This window comes from Vibrio glycogenivorans, assembly GCF_051660965.1.
GTDB lineage: Bacteria > Pseudomonadota > Gammaproteobacteria > Enterobacterales > Vibrionaceae > Vibrio.
In genome coordinates, this window is the sequence record NZ_JBPVIS010000008.1 from 1 (window position 1) to 16,061 (window position 16,061).

The 16,061-nt window shown below is 47.0% G+C and carries 15 protein-coding genes; 5 read left to right on the forward strand and 10 right to left on the reverse strand.

Features of this window, described 5'->3' with window-relative positions; genetic code table 11:
- Window positions 1-80 precede the first annotated feature (80 nt).
- On the reverse strand, window positions 81-1,433 hold the full coding sequence (locus ACSTTG_RS15875; protein ID WP_438475524.1) for an ISNCY family transposase: 1,353 nt from the start codon (window positions 1,431-1,433) through the stop codon (window positions 81-83).
- Window positions 1,434-2,248: 815 nt separating this feature from the next.
- Between ACSTTG_RS15875 and ACSTTG_RS15880 the strand changes: the two genes are divergently transcribed.
- Both ACSTTG_RS15880 and ACSTTG_RS15885 read left to right on the forward strand, forming a co-directional pair.
- Window positions 2,249-3,469 (forward strand): ammonium transporter, encoded by a 1,221-nt coding sequence (locus ACSTTG_RS15880; protein WP_438457485.1) that lies wholly within the window; start codon window positions 2,249-2,251, stop codon window positions 3,467-3,469.
- Window positions 3,470-3,737: 268 nt separating this feature from the next.
- Complete coding sequence (locus ACSTTG_RS15885) at window positions 3,738-3,875, forward strand: hypothetical protein (protein WP_438457484.1); 138 nt, start codon at window positions 3,738-3,740, stop codon at window positions 3,873-3,875.
- 103 nt (window positions 3,876-3,978) lie between these two features.
- Here ACSTTG_RS15885 and yciH read toward each other — a convergent pair whose 3' ends face one another.
- From yciH to ACSTTG_RS15905, 4 genes are all read right to left on the reverse strand, one after another.
- The gene (gene yciH, locus ACSTTG_RS15890) at window positions 3,979-4,290 is read right to left on the reverse strand and encodes a stress response translation initiation inhibitor YciH (protein WP_438457483.1); all 312 of its coding nucleotides are present in this window, start codon (window positions 4,288-4,290) and stop codon (window positions 3,979-3,981) included.
- A 4-nt stretch (window positions 4,291-4,294) separates the two neighbouring features.
- Complete coding sequence (locus tag ACSTTG_RS15895) at window positions 4,295-4,675, reverse strand: DUF3319 domain-containing protein (protein WP_438457482.1); 381 nt, start codon at window positions 4,673-4,675, stop codon at window positions 4,295-4,297.
- Between the two features lie 160 nt (window positions 4,676-4,835).
- Entirely contained in the window at window positions 4,836-5,834 is a 999-nt protein-coding gene (locus ACSTTG_RS15900; protein WP_438457610.1) for a D-alanine--D-alanine ligase, read from the reverse strand.
- A 196-nt stretch (window positions 5,835-6,030) separates the two neighbouring features.
- Window positions 6,031-6,573, reverse strand: coding sequence for an SPOR domain-containing protein (locus tag ACSTTG_RS15905; protein WP_438457481.1), 543 nt, complete (start codon window positions 6,571-6,573; stop codon window positions 6,031-6,033).
- Between the two features lie 185 nt (window positions 6,574-6,758).
- On the opposite strand from ACSTTG_RS15905, the gene ACSTTG_RS15910 reads away from it, so the two are divergent.
- A complete protein-coding gene (locus tag ACSTTG_RS15910; protein WP_438475525.1) occupies window positions 6,759-9,437 on the forward strand; it encodes a bifunctional acetate--CoA ligase family protein/GNAT family N-acetyltransferase in 2,679 nt (892 codons plus the stop codon).
- Between the two features lies 1 nt (window position 9,438).
- Here ACSTTG_RS15910 and ACSTTG_RS15915 read toward each other — a convergent pair whose 3' ends face one another.
- From ACSTTG_RS15915 to ACSTTG_RS15925, 3 genes are all read right to left on the reverse strand, one after another.
- A complete protein-coding gene (locus ACSTTG_RS15915; protein ID WP_438475526.1) occupies window positions 9,439-10,374 on the reverse strand; it encodes a LysR family transcriptional regulator in 936 nt (311 codons plus the stop codon).
- Window positions 10,353-12,041, reverse strand: a complete 1,689-nt coding sequence (locus tag ACSTTG_RS15920) for an SgrR family transcriptional regulator (protein ID WP_438475527.1) — start codon at window positions 12,039-12,041, stop codon at window positions 10,353-10,355. The genes ACSTTG_RS15915 and ACSTTG_RS15920 overlap by 22 nt, the downstream gene beginning before the upstream one ends.
- Window positions 12,042-12,104: 63 nt before the next feature.
- Window positions 12,105-12,560, reverse strand: coding sequence for a hotdog fold thioesterase (locus ACSTTG_RS15925; RefSeq protein ID WP_438475528.1), 456 nt, complete (start codon window positions 12,558-12,560; stop codon window positions 12,105-12,107).
- A 77-nt stretch (window positions 12,561-12,637) separates the two neighbouring features.
- Here ACSTTG_RS15925 and ACSTTG_RS15930 point away from each other — a divergent pair, with 77 nt between their 5' ends.
- Together ACSTTG_RS15930 and ACSTTG_RS15935 are read left to right on the forward strand one after the other, a co-directional pair.
- Window positions 12,638-13,435 carry a M48 family metallopeptidase gene (locus ACSTTG_RS15930; protein ID WP_438475529.1) on the forward strand — a complete coding sequence of 266 codons (798 nt, stop codon included), beginning with the start codon at window positions 12,638-12,640 and terminating at the stop codon, window positions 13,433-13,435.
- A 187-nt stretch (window positions 13,436-13,622) separates the two neighbouring features.
- Window positions 13,623-14,180 carry a PhnA domain-containing protein gene (locus ACSTTG_RS15935; RefSeq protein ID WP_438457475.1) on the forward strand — a complete coding sequence of 186 codons (558 nt, stop codon included), beginning with the start codon at window positions 13,623-13,625 and terminating at the stop codon, window positions 14,178-14,180.
- Window positions 14,181-14,281: 101 nt separating this feature from the next.
- Here the strand turns inward: ACSTTG_RS15935 and ACSTTG_RS15940 are convergent, their stop codons facing one another.
- Entirely contained in the window at window positions 14,282-14,470 is a 189-nt protein-coding gene (locus ACSTTG_RS15940) for a hypothetical protein (protein ID WP_438457474.1), read from the reverse strand.
- 330 nt (window positions 14,471-14,800) lie between these two features.
- On the reverse strand, window positions 14,801-15,898 hold the full coding sequence (locus ACSTTG_RS15945; RefSeq protein ID WP_438475530.1) for a ketoacyl-ACP synthase III: 1,098 nt from the start codon (window positions 15,896-15,898) through the stop codon (window positions 14,801-14,803).
- Window positions 15,899-16,061 lie beyond the last annotated feature (163 nt).

The window sequence follows — 16,061 nt, forward strand, 5'->3', positions numbered from 1 at the left end:
TTGTCAATCCCAGTTAAAAATGTCCTGTCTTCAGCAAAGTAGAAATGTCCCTTTGAGGGTGTCTTAACAGAGTAGGAGAGTTAGGTCTTCGAGTTGGATGACTGAAATGATTCTGGGTCTGTAAGGACAGGATTGATTGCTCGGAGTTGCTCTTGCAGGGCGCGATGCTGGGCTTTGCGTTTTGGGGCCTTTTTGCTTCGGGTGCGTTTCTGCTGTTGCTCAAATTCTTCCTGTTTTTGCTGGGCAAATTTCAACACATTGCCCAGTCGCTTGTTATCCACCACTTGAGCCTGGTTGACGTTATTGAGCTTATCGAACGTTTTGAAGTTGAGTTTGCGATACCCATATTGGATGGCAATCTCGCCATTGGGGTAATCGAGTACCTTGACATTTTCATGGATCAATCGGGTATTTTCCTCCGTATCTTCAATCATATAGATGACTTTATCGTACTGAAATGTCAATGATTTTGAGAGCTTGCGGATCTCTTGCCAGCTAAAGATATCGTCCAACTCTTGCTCCGTTTCTCGTACGTTTCGATGCATGTCTTTCGGATATTTGGCCGGCTTGGCAAAGCGTTGATTAAAGTCAGCGATGAAGTAGGGAAGCCAAGCATTGGCCTCTTCAATGGTGCTGATCCCTTGCAAGCGCATCTCTTTGACTAAGCGGTCTTGTAGCGTTAAGTTGGCTCGCTCAACACGGCCTTTGGCTTGCGAGCTGTTCGCACAAATCAGTTCGATCCCCAACTCCTGTAAGACACGCCCATATTGCGTTTGTCCGACTTGTTTTCGTTGCTCTTGATTGACCCGAAATATCGAGTGCTTATCACTGTAGAGTGCCACGGGCTTGCCGTGCTCGCGCACATACTCTCGAGTCACGACCATGTAATCAAACGCAGATTCGGTCTCACTGAACCTCAGATTCATCAGGCGGCCCGTGGCGTCATCAACGAAGACCAGTAAGCAGCACTTGTCGCTGCGTCCTTCAAACCAGTCATGATGAGAGCCGTCAATTTGAACCAGTTCGCCAAGACAATCTCTACGATAACGAGGCTGATAAACGCGAGGCTGCCGCTGAGAATGCGGTACCCAGAGGCCATCGGCAATCATCCATTGACGTAAGGTCTCATTGGAAACCGGCAAGTTATGGATCTCTAGCAGTTTTTCTTGAGCGAATGTTGGAGCAAAGTCTGCGTAGTGCTTTCGAACAATGGCTAAGATAGTGTGACGATAATCATCGGGGATACGATTATTACTTGGTTTACCGCGAGCACCGTGTGCCAAACTAGCCGCACCGAATTCTCGTAGGCGGTTCATTAGACGCTGTACTTGGCGCTCACTCAGGTTTAGGATCTCAGCCGCATCTGCACGGCGTAAACGATGTTCACAAACATCATTGATCACTTTGTAACGTGAAAGGTCTTTGTCACTCATAGTTACCAACATCCCAATATCCCTTAAACAGGTTTACACAAGAATGAGGCTAGTTGTAGAACCTAAAAAAGAGACATTTTAACTTTGCTATAAAGTGACATTACAACTTTGGCCCTACATATTTGATGCGTATTATATGTGTTATGTTAAATAGATTATTACCAATAGAAGCTCGTCGAACGAAATGCCCCCTTACCTCCTTACTACTGCCATTACGAGATTTGTATTCAACATAATTGTATTTACCATAAAATAGCTAATATCCATTAATATTGTTGTCCTGCGAACGCTGCGCATTCTTGTACATCAATATCAAGGTATTAGCTTAACTTGTTTGCTCTGTTGCCGGTTTGGTTTTCCCGATTTCAGATAAAGAGAGTCATTGAGTTCGGCGCATGCTTGCTCGACTCATTCCGCCTTGAACCATTATCATGCACATCTTGCATCGCAATGTTGCAGTGAGTATGACTCATTTTTACTTTGTCGTGCCAATTGATAGCTTCGATGGCTTGAATCGTGCGAACTACGTCTTGATTTAACAAACTCGCTACATTTTGGTGCACTTATTTTTGGCATCGATGCTCTTTTTTGGGGCAAGAATGATGTGCAGCATTTTGGTTACCTTTGCCTATTTCATATAAATCAACGACTTATCATATCTTCTTAATGTCATTTTTTTGGAACACTATTTGCTTTGTTACTCGCTTTAAAACGATTACTCACCATTTTGGTGTGACCGTATCGAAATAGAGCCCCTATCTGGTGCATTTATCTCAATGAGGTCAATTGGTTCAATATAAAGGAGTTATTTAAGCATGTCCTCTTCCATAGAGCAGGTACACGGAGCAGTACACACCCTCACGCAAAGTTCTGACACACTTTTCCTCTTATTAGGCGCCATTATGGTTTTCCTGATGCATGCAGGTTTTGCGTTCCTTGAAGTGGGTACCGTGCGTCAAAAGAACCAAGTAAATGCACTGGTTAAAATTCTTGCTGACTTTGGCGTTTCAGCTATCGCCTACTTTTTTATCGGTTACTGGGTCGCTTATGGCGGAACCTTTTTTGCTGATGCTGAAACACTCTCACAAGGTAACGGTTATGAGTTAGTTAAGTTCTTCTTCTTACTCACCTTTGCCGCTGCCATCCCTGCGATTGTCTCGGGTGGTATCGCTGAGCGTGCTCGCTTCTACCCTATCCTTCTAGCAACTTTTTTCACTGTCGGTCTGGTGTACCCACTGTTTGAAGGCATGATCTGGAATGGCAACTTTGGCTTCCAGGCATGGCTTGAGGCGACATTCGGCGCTGAGTTCCACGATTTTGCTGGCTCCGTCGTCGTGCATGGTGTTGGTGGTTGGATCGCTTTGGTCGCGGTCGTTTTTCTTGGCATGCGTAAAGGCCGTATTAAAGCTGGTAAGCATACCAACTTCGCACCTTCAAACATTCCTTTCTTGGCGCTTGGTGCGTGGATCTTAAGTGTGGGTTGGTTTGGCTTTAATGTAATGTCAGCGCAAACCCTTGACGGCATTAGTGGCCTAGTTGCTGTCAACTCTCTGATGGCGATGGTTGGCGGTATTCTTGCCTCACTGATCATTGGTAAAAATGACCCAGGCTTTATTCATAATGGACCTTTGGCTGGTCTGGTTGCCGTTTGTGCTGGCTCTGATCTTATGCACCCCATTGGCGCCCTAGTGACTGGTAGTATTGCTGGCGCTCTGTTCGTTTGGGTATTTACCTACTTGCAAAACAAGACAAAAATTGATGATGTACTCGGCGTATGGCCTTTGCACGGTCTGTGTGGTGCATGGGGTGGCATCGCTGCCGGTATTTTCGGTCAGCAAGCCTTTGGTGGACTTGGTGGTGTAAGCCTACTTACTCAATTGGTGGGAACCATCGCGGGTATTGTTGTCGCGCTTGTCGGTGCAGCGATTATCTACGGTATTCTTGACAAAATTACCGGACTGCGTCTTTCTGAAGAAGAAGAGTTCAATGGTGCTGACCTCGCGATTCACCGAATTTCCTCGGTTAATGACGATTAATCTCTGATCGACTATCGTTGTAACTTGTAATGCCGTGTCGCGGAGCGTAAAAGCGAACCGTAGCACGGCATTGTTACTATCAATCATTCACGCCCAACTTTTTACTCACCTCAAAGCCTTGTCGCTCGGACAACAAGTGAAATTCATTCCAAACCAACGGTAAACTATTTGCCATTCTTCAGTGTAATTCTGACACCGTCGTTGATTAATCATGCCCACCTGCAATTGTAACCTGCATTTATGGGCTCATTTACGAAGGGAGAAGTTTATGCTGAAATCATCTAGTCTGGCGATTGCCTGTATTGCTGCCATCTACAGCTTTGATCTATTCGCAGCCAGTGAGTTGCATTGCTGTATTTCAAGCAACTTGGAAGTAACCGAGTTAAGGTTCATTACACTCGAATAATGAGCTAGAGCCAAGCCGCCTCAATGGTTCGCTTTGACGATTTCACTGCGGTATAAATAGAAAAGGCAGCGCACTGCGCTGCCTTAGATGTTCCATGTTAAGGTTAACCGCCGGCTAACTTAACTGTCATACCTTTCTTTTCAAGATGCGCCTTGATCTTATCGCGGTTATCACCTTGAATCTCGATCGTGCCATCTTTGATAGCACCACCACAGCCACAGACTTTTTTCAGTTCTGCCGCCAAAAGCTTAAGCGGGGCATCATCGAGGTCGAGGCCAGTGACAATACAAACGCCCTTGCCTTTTCGTCCTTTAGTCTGGCGTTGAATACGAACAATACCATCGCCTTTTGGACGCTGAACTTTCTCTTCTTCAGGCTTAATGCGGCCTGACTCGGTTGAATAAACTAATGTCATGACTCTAATTCTTCACTTTAAGTGCTGCACGTTGCTTGTTGATCGCAGCAATTGTCTCTCTAATGTGTTTTTTCAGGGCGATGTTCGTCCCCTTTATCAGGCGACCTTTAAACATGCAATACCAAGCATTATATTCACCGCTGTCATTTTGTAAAAGGAAGCCGTGGAAATTGTCCACACTCCCTTTTACGACCGGGCGTTTGTTCGCCAGCGAAGAAAACTCAGAGGGATCGATGATGGATGCACTATCGCAAAACCAATCGATGCTCTTACGCACGCCGACAAGCTGTCCCTGTAAAACCTTGTTTTGAATCTGCACCTGCCAGAGATCTTTCTCACGATTCAGGAGTTTAATATTGAAGCCTCGATAGTTACTAAACGCCATTCTATTCCGTTAATCTTTGTTCACTCTTGTCCAAGAGGTTTAACAACAACTTACGGTTATATCAGTAACAATCATCAAAAGAAAGCCCCAGAAGTAAATTATCCTGGGGTTTGTAGATTTATGCTTAGAATCGCACTGTAATTTGCGCGGTTGCCGAAGATTAGCGCAGGTCAGCTTGGATGCAATCGCTCAAAAATTCACCGAACTTAACACCTGAGTGCTCAACCATCTTAGGGAACATCGAAATCGGTGTCATGCCAGGGAAGGTGTTGACTTCATTAAGATAGATCTCGTTATCTTCGGTTAGGAAAAAATCGATTCGTGACAGATGACGTAAGCCCATATGGGTAAACACGCGCGATGCGTAGGTTTGGATATCAAGAACTTGTTGCTCGGTGAGATTGGGTGCAACCACTTCCGTCGTTGTGTGACTATCGCTGCTGTACTTCTCTTCATAAGTGTAAAAGGCTTCAGTCGGGGCGATGACCTCACCAGGAACTGTCACTCTAAGCTCACCTTGATACTCAAACGCCGCCACTTCAAGTTCTCGAGGTTTGAGTGCTTTTTCCACTAAGACTTGGTGAGAGTATTGAAATGCGTTTGCTACAGTTTGCGCGATCTCGGCTTTATCCGTCACTTTGTAGCAACCAATTGATGAACCTTGACAGGCCGCTTTGATAAACACGCTCCCCCACTGGTCCAATGCTTGCTCAGCCTGACTGACTGCCTCGGCATTGTTCTCGGTTAGGAATACGTAGGGCGTGTTTGGGATACCCAGAGCGTCATACCAGAGCTTGGAAGTAATCTTGTTAAAACTGTTGGTACTCGCTTCAGCATCACACCCAAGGTACGGGATATCAGCCATCTTGAGTAGCGATTGAATATCACCCGTCTCTCCAGGAAAACCGTGAATACATGGCACGACGTAATCGATCTTTACAGTAAGTTGATCGCCAAGCAGCATTTTAGAGCTGGTCTCAAGAGCAACCTGCTCGCCACTATCTGCGCGCCATTCTCCATCTTTAATCTCGACCTTATACACAGAATACTGCTTAGTCGACTCAAGTTGAGCTTGCAGGTAACCTGCAGACACCAGAGACACTTCATGCTCAGAAGAGTCACCACCACAAAGTAACAGAATAGATTTACGTGTTGTCATAATATCATTGGTTTGGAGTTGCTTAAGATCATGATAATCGGAAACGCGGTGTTGTGACATGTTTGAGAACCACAAAATGCAATTGTTTTTCCCAAACGCATACTTCTTAGGCGATTATTGACCTGAGAATGACAAAAGGACCTCTTGGTCCTTTGGCTTATACCCAATTAATTTAGTAAAAGTTGCTTTTGTTTAGTTACTTAAGCTTATTTAATTCTGGGTACTGAGAGTTTTTAATCGCATCAATGCTCTTCACAAACGGCTTTAGACGACGCACTTGTTCAGGCAAAACCGTAATCGCATTCGCCGCCTCTTTTCGGGTTGCATAATCACCATAAAGAACCGTGTGCCATTTCACGCCATCGACAACCTTATCATTTTGCCACACTGGCTGAGTACTGTCGGTAAATGCCTTGAGCAAACTATCGACTTTGGCCTGATTGCTCATAGCCGCCACTTGAATGGTGTAGCCATAACGAGTTTGTTTTTGCTCTTGCTCATCACTTGGTGGGGTAACAAGTACCGGTTTGACGACCCGCTCAAGCTTTGTTTCAACCACAGTTTCTTCAGTCTTGGTTATTGAAGTTTGGGTTGATTGCGCCTCTACCTCGACGATGGCCGCCTCTTTGGTCAGGGTATAATCTTCGACATAAGACTCGGATTTGACGTCCGTGACGTAGGTATTCGATGTACAAGCTGCAACAAGCGAGCTCAAACCGACAACAAGCATTTTTTTCATTGAAAAACTCAGCTGACTATTTTTATAAATTGGATCAATGATGCCCCTGTCAAGGCGCAGAATCAAGCGAGCAAACTCATTTAATAACAGCACATTGTGAACTAAGGCACATTGATAGCCCTTGTGATAGCAGTCGTATTCGTAAGCGCTTATTCTTCATACAAACACTGTGTGGAGATGGCGATATGGCGCGTTCACTTGATTGCTTATTAAGACCTCAAACTATTGCGGTAATTGGTGCTTCAGCCACCCCCCATCGCGCGGGGAATATCGTGATGAAGAATCTGCTTTCGGCAGGTTTTGCGGGCACGATCATGCCCATCTCACTCAAACACAGGTCGGTCTGTGGCGTATACGCCTATCAATCCATTGATGACTTACCGCTCTCACCAGACATTGCTATCATGTGCACCAACAATGAGGTCAACCTTGCCCTTATCCCGAGCTTAAGTGCCAAGCAAACCAAATCAATGGTGGTCTTGGCGACCCACTTTGATCAGCAAGATGCTCTACTCGCCGAGCAAGTACAAACCCTGGCAAAACAACATAATATCCGAGTCCTTGGCCCGAACAGCTTGGGCATGATGTTACCTTGGTTAGGGGTTAATGCCTCTTTTTCCCCTCTCCCAGCACAAGCGGGTTCGATTGGTTTTATCTCACAATCTGCGGGCGTGTGCACTACGGTGCTTGACTGGGCTAATGCACAAAACATTGGATTTTCAGCGTTCATATCGCTTGGCAATGGCAGTGATATCGGTTTTGACGAGCTACTTGATTATCTTTCGGTTGATAGCAAAACCCAGGCTATCGTTCTTTACGTTGACTCAATTTCGGATGCCCGGCGGTTCATTTCCGCTGCTCGAGCAGCATCACGTAATCGACGAGTACTGGTATTAAAAGCCGGCCGCAGTCATGAGGGCTTGACCTCGTTGCAAGACTACTACTCTGCCCCTATGTCCATGGATATCATCTACGATTCGGCCATCAAGCGCTCGGGTATGTTGCGCGTTCACAGCACGCACGAGCTGTTCGCTGCAGTTGAAACCTTGGCCCACCCAACCCCTTTACGGGGTGAGCGATTGATGATCGTCACCAACGGAGGTGGTCCATCGATTATTGCTACGGATAAGCTAATTCACCTTGGCGGTAAACTGGCCTCCATTGAAGACCCGGAAATGATCGCACGACTCGGCAAGGTGGTGCCTGGCTGGAGCGGTCGCAACCCAATTGATATTCACGGCGATGCAACCAGTCAACGCTTTAGCCAAGTGGTTGAGACGCTTCTTGATAGTCGTGAACTTGATGCACTACTGATCATGCATACACCCTCTGCAGTTTCTGACAGTGAAGAGACCGCAAGAGCGATAGTAAAAGTGATTCACGCCAATAAACAAAAGGCGCATCGACTGAATATTTTTACCAACTGGACAGGTGAACAAACAGCCAAAAAGGCTCGCAATCTTTTCACTACGGCTAAAATTCCCACCTATCGCACCCCTGAGAGCGCTGTGACGGCATTCATGCATCTTGTCGAATACCGGCGCAATCAAAAGCAGTTAATGCAAACGCCGACCTCCCTCGAGATGATCGGGGAACAAGCCCTAGCAGCTGCTCGACAATGGTTTAATAATCAGCTCACTGATAATAATGAGGTTCAGCTTGAAAGCCATCATCTGCGTAAGCTGTTCGAGCTCTATCAGATTGACCTACTAGAGACTTGGGTGGCGATTGATGCCAGCGAGGCCACTCATCTTGCGCAGCAGATTGGTTATCCCGTCGCGATTAAGCTCCTTTCACCGGACATTGCTCATAAATCGGATGTTCATGGGGTTATGTTGTCACTGCGTGACGCCAATGAGGTCTCTGCTGCTACCAATGCAATACTCGATCGTGCCCAGCTAACCTATCCAAACGCCAACATCGATGGTGTCGCAGTGCAAGCAATGGCCAACTCAGCCGGCTCTGAGGAGATCCGCCTTAAAGTTCACACCGATGCACTATTTGGCCCAGTTTTACTGATCGGACAAGGCGGTTCAGAGTGGAATCCTGTGACAGATTCGGTGTGCGCCCTTCCTCCGCTTAATACTGCGTTGGCACGCTACTTTATTATTCGAGCTGTAAAAGCAGGGGTGATCCGGCTACAAAAACGTCCAGAGCCGATTGATATTGATGCGTTAGCAGAGTTTATTGCCACCATCTCACAAATGGTAGTGGATAACCCAGAGCTCAATACACTGGATATCCATCCACTAATGATTAAAGGCAGCAAGGTGTGTATTGTTGATGCCGATATGCGTATCAAATCCTTTGAGGGTGATACACAACAAAGGCTTGCGATCACACCCTATCCCAATCAACTCGAGCGACTCATTACCCTCAAAGATGGACGTCAGCTGTTGATGCGCCCTATCAAACCTGAAGATGAGCCGCTGCATGACAGGTTTATTTCGCAAGTCTCTAACGAGGATCTCTACAAGAGATTCTTTACCGAGGTGGGTGAGTTTAACCATGAGGCTTTGGCCGCGCTAACCCAGATTGATTATGACCGAGAGATGGCGTTTGTCGCACAAACTTTAACACCACCGATTGAGATCCTCGGTGTGGCAAGAGCGATGATCATGCCAGATAATCTTGATGCTGAGTTTGCTGTGCTGATCCGCTCTGATCAGAAAGGCATGGGATTAGGCAAGCAATTGCTTAGCCGGATCGTTGATTACTGTAAAGATCATCGTACAGCCAAGATCTGCGGTATGACGATGCCATCCAATCAAGGCATGCTCAATCTGGCTAAATCACTGGGCTTTTCCGTGTCGATTGATTTTGAAGATGGCACTGCTGACATGGTGCTTCCACTGCACGATTAGTCTAACAGCCAAGTTGCCAATGGTTGGTCAAGTATTTGATTAACCATGATTTCGCTTTGCCTAATTGGTTACGACGCCAGGCAAGCACGATGTCTATCGGGCGCGATACTGCCCCGTCGATCTGTTGCAGCTGACCTTGTGCGATCAGTTTGTTCGCCACAGGCTCAGGCAAGGTACCAATACCTAAGCCTGCGACTAAGGCATCGAGTTTGCTGGCAAAATTAGTGACCGTCAGGCGTGGCTGCTTATCCAGGACATTGATGCTCATCGTTGGCTGCTCTCGTGCAGTGTCTGAGATCGCGATAACCCGATACTTGAGCCTGGTTTGATCATCAAATTCAGAGGTACGTTTATGTACGGGATGATCAACTGCGGCTACCCATACCATTGATAAGCTCCCTATCGTCTGGACCTTGATATCTTGGCTGACGCCCTCTATCGCTGGGCAGATCAAGAGATCGCTGCGGCCACTACTCAGTGACTCCCACGCACCGGCTAAGATCTCTTCTTGAAGCTTAATCCGGGTTTGGCTCTGCTGGCCTAACGCTTCAATCACTGGAAAAAAGCTCGAGATCGGAATAATGCCATCATAAGCAATAGTTAGATCCAGCTCCCAACCATTGGCAATGATATTGGCCTCCTCGACCATGTTACCTGCCAGTTCGAGAATGAGTCTGCCACGCTCAAGGATCAATCTGCCGGCTTGGGTAAAACTGGCTTTATGACCGGAGCGATCAAATATAGTGATATCAAGATCTTGCTCAAGCTTTTGAATTTGATAGCTGAGTGATGATGGTGCGCGATTGAGCTCGTTAGCGGCTGCGGCAAAACTGCCTCTGCGCTCGATGGCATCAAGAATACTCAGTGCTTCCAGTGTTATTGGACTAATCACTCCACTCTTCCTTATTCTGTTAACTAACGTTCTGGGCGAACCCATACCTGACTAAAATCAAACCATCCAAGCGCATTACACTGGGCATTTTGCAGTGCGCCACATTGTTCTTGATTGACACCCAACCAACAGTGGAACAGTGGAATTATCTGGCGCTGCTCAATCAGTGCCTTGCCCAATTGATGAGCTGGAAAGGGTTGGGACTCGCACTCACGCCATGATGAGATCAGCGCCTTCCACTGGTGGAAATTTTCATTACTGCTCAAGCGCTCGATATCACCATAGTCGAGTAACCAACCGGCCAATGCGTCATCGCGATGATTGGCGATACTCATTGGCTTGATCCAGATATCAATCTCCTCGGTATCCTCAGGCTCAAGGTTATAGGCCAATAGCTCCACGCTTAAACCATCCTGCTTTAAGCGCTGCTCCAGGGCTTTAACGAGGTGTGGATAGGTTGGATGCCGGTCGTGATAGGCGACCCTGATCACCCGCTGGCTTGGTGGCTTGATGCTCAGGTCACAATCTGTATGGTGCAACCAACCCGGTTTCAAACCATGAGCAGGAAGTACACCGAGCTTTGTGACAATGTCACTAGGCAGCTCCCGGAATAGACTTAACGCATTGAGTTTATTTGAAAAGTACTCTGCCCATTGAGGGTCCTTAGCGACACCTGTCCTTTGATTAAGCAGCAAATAAATACTGCCAGGGTCGAGCTCAACGCTCTGCTCCATATTACTGTTGGTGGGCTTGATTGGATTCGAGACACTTGGATAAACCAGACTTGAGTACGCCTCATCAATCACCCACACTTCAACGGTGTCCACCAAGGCGCGATAACCAAAATAGCCATCAAAGGCTTGTAGTACCAATTTCTGCTCATCATTTCGCACTACCTTATATGGTCCACTGCCGATAGGCGCGAGATCAAACTCGTCATTTCTCTCTACTTTGTGGGGGATTATCTTGGCACAGGTCTCGGCCAACAGTAGCGGTAAACGCCGATCAGGAGAGTTGAGGTGCACATCGATCACCAAAGGAGATGGCGATGTGGCGCTTTCGATGGTCTCAAACAGAGTAAACTGCCTTAGCTCGTTGAGGTTTTCTACAATGTGCTGCGTAGTAAGCATACTGCCATCATGAAAGCGAATATTGGGGCGCAAATAAAACCGCCATTGCAAATCGGAGATGATCTCCCAGGTGTGTGCGAGGTCTGGGGCTAATTGGTCATTATCATCCAATCGAGTTAAACCACTAAAAATCTGATGGGCGATATGCTGCTCAGAGCGGCGCATCGGCATTCTTGGGTTGAGCATTGATAACGGGCGATAGTAAGGCAAGCGGATCACTTGTTCACCCTGGCCGTGTTGAACCCCCAAGTACCCCTCAATGACTTGAGCTAACTTTGCCGAATCGTTGTTCATCGCGCCGAGTGCATGCTCAATTTTGCCCTCTTCCAGGTAACGCAGCGCCAAGTGGCGACTGACATCGGTCCGATTGCGCTTAAAGTTGAGTTGAGACAATTTGCCTCGACCCGGTGCCGGGTGCCATTCTATCCACCCTTCCTCATCCATTTTGTTTAGCACAATGCGCGCATTACGTCGGGTGCAGAACAAAACCTCAGTGATCTCTTCAATCCTGACTTGACTGTCTTGACCTGCAAAGTGCTCAAACAAGGTTTCAAACTGGACTCTAAGGCGTGGACTGCTCATTGTTACTTCTTATCATTAATGGTTAGATTGCTCGAGCAAATAGTTCAATTGCTCGAAAGTTGCTTAGCGCTGTTTAACGGCAATAGTTAGGCGGCTGACACAGATCGCACGCTGCTCTTCATCCTCAATGGTGATTTGCCAGACCTGCGTTGAACGACCAAGGTGCATTGCGCGCGCTGTACCGGTCACAAGCCCTTCGCTTTTCGCACGTAGATGATTGGCGTTAATGTCCAATCCAACACAGTAGTGCCCCTTATCAACACATAAATTGGCCGCCACAGAGCCGACGGTCTCAGCCAAGACAACCGACGCACCGCCATGCAACTGGCCAAAAGGCTGATGGGTAAACTGACATACTGGCATCGTAGCACTGATTGAGCTGTCGGTGATCTCAGTAAAGCGGATTTCGAGATGTTCGACCAAGGTGTTGTGAGACATTTGATTGAGCGCATCTAAGTCTGCGCGTTGTTTCCATATCGTTTGGCTTGGATTGAGTGAATCTAGGTCGTTGAATGCCATACCAACTTGTCCATCATTTGTAGGTTAGCCATAATGGTAAGAGAAGTTGTATCACTATATCAATACGGAGATTGATAATGTCTAACGGGATCCGCTTTTGTCTTATCGCTGCAAGTATCGCCTTGACTGCGTGTAGCTCATCGCCAACTGGACGTAATCAGATAATCTTGTTTTCCGACTCGGACATGAGCTCGCTTGGCTCACAGTCCTTTGAACAAATGAAGCAAGAGCTCGCCATTAGCAAAGATAAGCAAGTTAATGCCTATGTTCAATGTGTCACCAATGCAATTACTGCCTATGTTCCACCGCAGACCTCGTTCACTGAGTGGGAAGTCGTTGTCTTCGATAGTGAGCAGGTTAATGCCTTTGCGTTGCCGGGTGGGAAAATTGGTGTTTACACGGGTATACTAAATGTTGCTACAGACCAAGATCAGCTAGCCACTGTGATTGGCCATGAAATTGCGCATGTTTTGGCAGACCACAGTAATGAGCGCCTCTCACAAAGTCAGTTAGCCAATGTTGGTTTGCAGATCACCGATGTCGCCCTTGCGGGCAGCGGTGCTGGCGAATATCGTGGAGCAACCATGGCCGCACTTGGGCTCGGCGTTCAATACGGTGTGATCTTACCTTATGGTCGAGCCCAAGAGTCTGAAGCCGACATTATAGGCTTGGATCTTATGGCACGTGCTGGCTTCACCCCTACCGCCAGTGTCTCTTTGTGGCAAAATATGGCCAAAGCCTCTGGAGGCTCTCAGCCTCCTGAATTTTTCTCCACCCACCCATCTCATTCAACCCGGATCAAAGACCTGCGTGAGCAAATCGCCAAGGTGCCGCCAGCCGCCGGTGGTAAACCTAATTGCCAAGTGCCAGGCTAGCTCGACTTGTCGGTAAAGCGCGTTTCTCTGACTGACAGAACTCTAACTAGCTGTGTTCTAAGCGTAAAGAAATGAGTGACAGTATCACTTTTACTCATTTCTTCAGCTGGAAAAGACAACTTTTACCAGCATCTTCGCCTGACTTCCGCTATAATCCGACCCAAATTGAATGTTAGGTAAGATAATCATGTCTACAGAAGCGACTCTATTACAACGTTGCGAATCAAAATGTGAACTTTGCGGCGCAGAAACCTCTCTTACAGCTTATGCGGTTCCGCCAGAGTCAACGATTACCGTTGACCACGCGGCAATGCTGTGTGACAAGTGTCTGTCTGAGATTGAAGCACCAAAAGATATCAACCACTGGCGTTGCCTAAACGACAGCATGTGGAGCCCAGTACCACAGGTACAGGTATTGGCGTGGCGCCAACTTACTCGTCTTAACAGCGAATCTTGGGCTCAAGATGCGCTGGATATGATGTACATGGAAGAAGACACCATGACCTGGGCGATGAAGGGTATGTCAGCAGACGACAAACACCTAGATTGCAATGGCGTTGAGCTGCAAAAAGGTGACGATGTCACAATCATCAAAGACCTGCCGGTAAAAGGCTCGAGCATGGTAGTCAAACAAGGTACAGTTGTTCGTGGCATTGGTCTTGCGCAAGACGATCCAGACCTGTTCTCAGGCAAGGTCGAAGGCCAATCAATCTGGCTTCGTTGCGAGTTTTGTCGTAAGAAATAAGCGTCTTGATACGCAAAAGAGGTGAGCTATCTCCGCTCAGTTCTTCCAAATGTTAAAAAGCCAGTTCGATGATGAACTGGCTTTTTTGTCTCGGCCTTAGGTTAGCGATAAAGCCCAATATCTTTTTGCATATGCCCTGAAAGGTCGCTGGTGTAATAGCTGCGCGGCGTATTATCGACAAATAAAATATCCAAAAAGTGCTTGATCAATCCTTTGAAGTTAACCGAGTAGCTTCTGCTTTCCTTAGGACTTGAAACTACGATTGCATCGATTTGCATTGCTTGTGCCATACCTAACTCCTCAATATTCGGTCACCTTGTTGACACAATCATAAGTGATTAATTGCATTGTAAATAATGACAAAAACTTTAACTTCAGATTAGATTTACTTATGTTTAAAGTTTGTTTCACGCACGGCGATAAGTTAACCCACAGTGAAGAATAATTATTCACAACAAGAGTGAATTGGCGCAATTATCAGGCAATTTATATTCACAAGCTCAATATGGCGTAACAAGTTGCCAACAAAAACCAGCTCACCAAAAGGTGAGCCAGATCTAAACTGCACTACTATTTCTAATCTTGACTAATCCACTATCAATCACTTCTTTCAAAGCAATTCACGAGGGATGATTCGCGGCATACTGCTTACAGTGCTTAATCGCACTATCAATAAGCTCTGTTGCGGATTGAGTACACTCAGGTAACTGTGCCGTACTCTGATTGATTGGCAGAGTTCGCTCGCCCCACTGGATGATGCCCGCCCCCCAAGTTAAGCCCGCGCCAAATGCCGCCAGCAACAGCGTATTACCCGGTTGCACTTTACCCTGCTCAACCGCTTCACAAAGCGCGATTGGTATCGTCGCTGCTGATGTGTTGCCGTAATTTTGAATATTGATGAACGCTTTGTCTTGGGGAATACCAGACAGGTCGCACAAGGTCTGGATAATGCGAATGTTGGCCTGATGCGGCACAACCACATCGACCTGCGCTTGGGTTAACTTCGCTTGGCGTAACACCTCAGCAGTGGCTGCCCCCATACCTTTAACTGCGCGCTTGAAAATCTCCTTACCAACAAAATTGAAATCCCAGTAGCCGTTTTCTGGGTCAAACCGCTCCATCGACGTGCCAAATTTAGGAACTGACAAAATATCGCGTCCCTTGGCATCACAGCCGATTTTTGCGCTTTGCAGCCCGAATACTTGCTCTGTGCGAGACACCACCGCAGCGCCTGCTCCATCACCAAACAATACCGCGGTATCACGCTTAGTCCAGTCGATAAAAAACGACAAACGCTCCGCACCGATAATCAAAGCGTGTTGATAGTTGCCCGCTTGGATCATGCGCGTTGCGGTCTCAAGGCCATATAGAAAACCTGTGCATGCGGCATTTAAATCAAACGCAGCAGCGCTGCGGATCGCCAGGTTTTGTGCCACTTTCGAGGCCGTATTGGGGATCAATGAATCCGGAGAGCAAGTGGCGACAATGACCAGGTCAATATCTTCTGGCGCAAGACCCGCGCAATCGAGCGCCCGCTGCGCGGCTACTGTGGCTAGGTCCGATGTATTGACATGGCTAATACGACGAGTGCTGATCCCAGTGCGAGTTTGGATCCACTCGTCAGAGGTATCCATAAAGGAGCTTAAGTCTTGGTTCGTTAATACAGCAGGTGGTAGACATTTCCCCCACCCAGTGATCTCTGCGTAGTACATAGTCAATCAGTTCCTACTTATTGTTATAATTAAGTACTGCCCACATCACTACTTTAGATTACGACTAATGAGCGTTGACTATAAGTATATACCCTACTAATGAAAGCGATCTGCAATCAAGGTTACCAATACTGATTTAATGGCCATCTTAGCTTGATTTCTCCCGCTA

What these genes read in the sequence shown, in the direction of transcription:
- ACSTTG_RS15875 (WP_438475524.1), bottom strand. Translation starts at nt 1,433, where the DNA reads ATGAGTGACAAAGACCTTTCACGTTACAAAGTGATCAATGATGTTTGT.
- ACSTTG_RS15880 (WP_438457485.1), top strand. Translation starts at nt 2,249, where the DNA reads ATGTCCTCTTCCATAGAGCAGGTACACGGAGCAGTACACACCCTCACG.
- ACSTTG_RS15885 (WP_438457484.1), top strand. Translation starts at nt 3,738, where the DNA reads ATGCTGAAATCATCTAGTCTGGCGATTGCCTGTATTGCTGCCATCTAC.
- yciH (WP_438457483.1), bottom strand. Translation starts at nt 4,290, where the DNA reads ATGACATTAGTTTATTCAACCGAGTCAGGCCGCATTAAGCCTGAAGAA.
- ACSTTG_RS15895 (WP_438457482.1), bottom strand. Translation starts at nt 4,675, where the DNA reads ATGGCGTTTAGTAACTATCGAGGCTTCAATATTAAACTCCTGAATCGT.
- ACSTTG_RS15900 (WP_438457610.1), bottom strand. Translation starts at nt 5,834, where the DNA reads ATGACAACACGTAAATCTATTCTGTTACTTTGTGGTGGTGACTCTTCT.
- ACSTTG_RS15905 (WP_438457481.1), bottom strand. Translation starts at nt 6,573, where the DNA reads ATGAAAAAAATGCTTGTTGTCGGTTTGAGCTCGCTTGTTGCAGCTTGT.
- ACSTTG_RS15910 (WP_438475525.1), top strand. Translation starts at nt 6,759, where the DNA reads ATGGCGCGTTCACTTGATTGCTTATTAAGACCTCAAACTATTGCGGTA.
- ACSTTG_RS15915 (WP_438475526.1), bottom strand. Translation starts at nt 10,374, where the DNA reads ATGGGTTCGCCCAGAACGTTAGTTAACAGAATAAGGAAGAGTGGAGTG.
- ACSTTG_RS15920 (WP_438475527.1), bottom strand. Translation starts at nt 12,041, where the DNA reads ATGAGCAGTCCACGCCTTAGAGTCCAGTTTGAAACCTTGTTTGAGCAC.
- ACSTTG_RS15925 (WP_438475528.1), bottom strand. Translation starts at nt 12,560, where the DNA reads ATGGCATTCAACGACCTAGATTCACTCAATCCAAGCCAAACGATATGG.
- ACSTTG_RS15930 (WP_438475529.1), top strand. Translation starts at nt 12,638, where the DNA reads ATGTCTAACGGGATCCGCTTTTGTCTTATCGCTGCAAGTATCGCCTTG.
- ACSTTG_RS15935 (WP_438457475.1), top strand. Translation starts at nt 13,623, where the DNA reads ATGTCTACAGAAGCGACTCTATTACAACGTTGCGAATCAAAATGTGAA.
- ACSTTG_RS15940 (WP_438457474.1), bottom strand. Translation starts at nt 14,470, where the DNA reads ATGGCACAAGCAATGCAAATCGATGCAATCGTAGTTTCAAGTCCTAAG.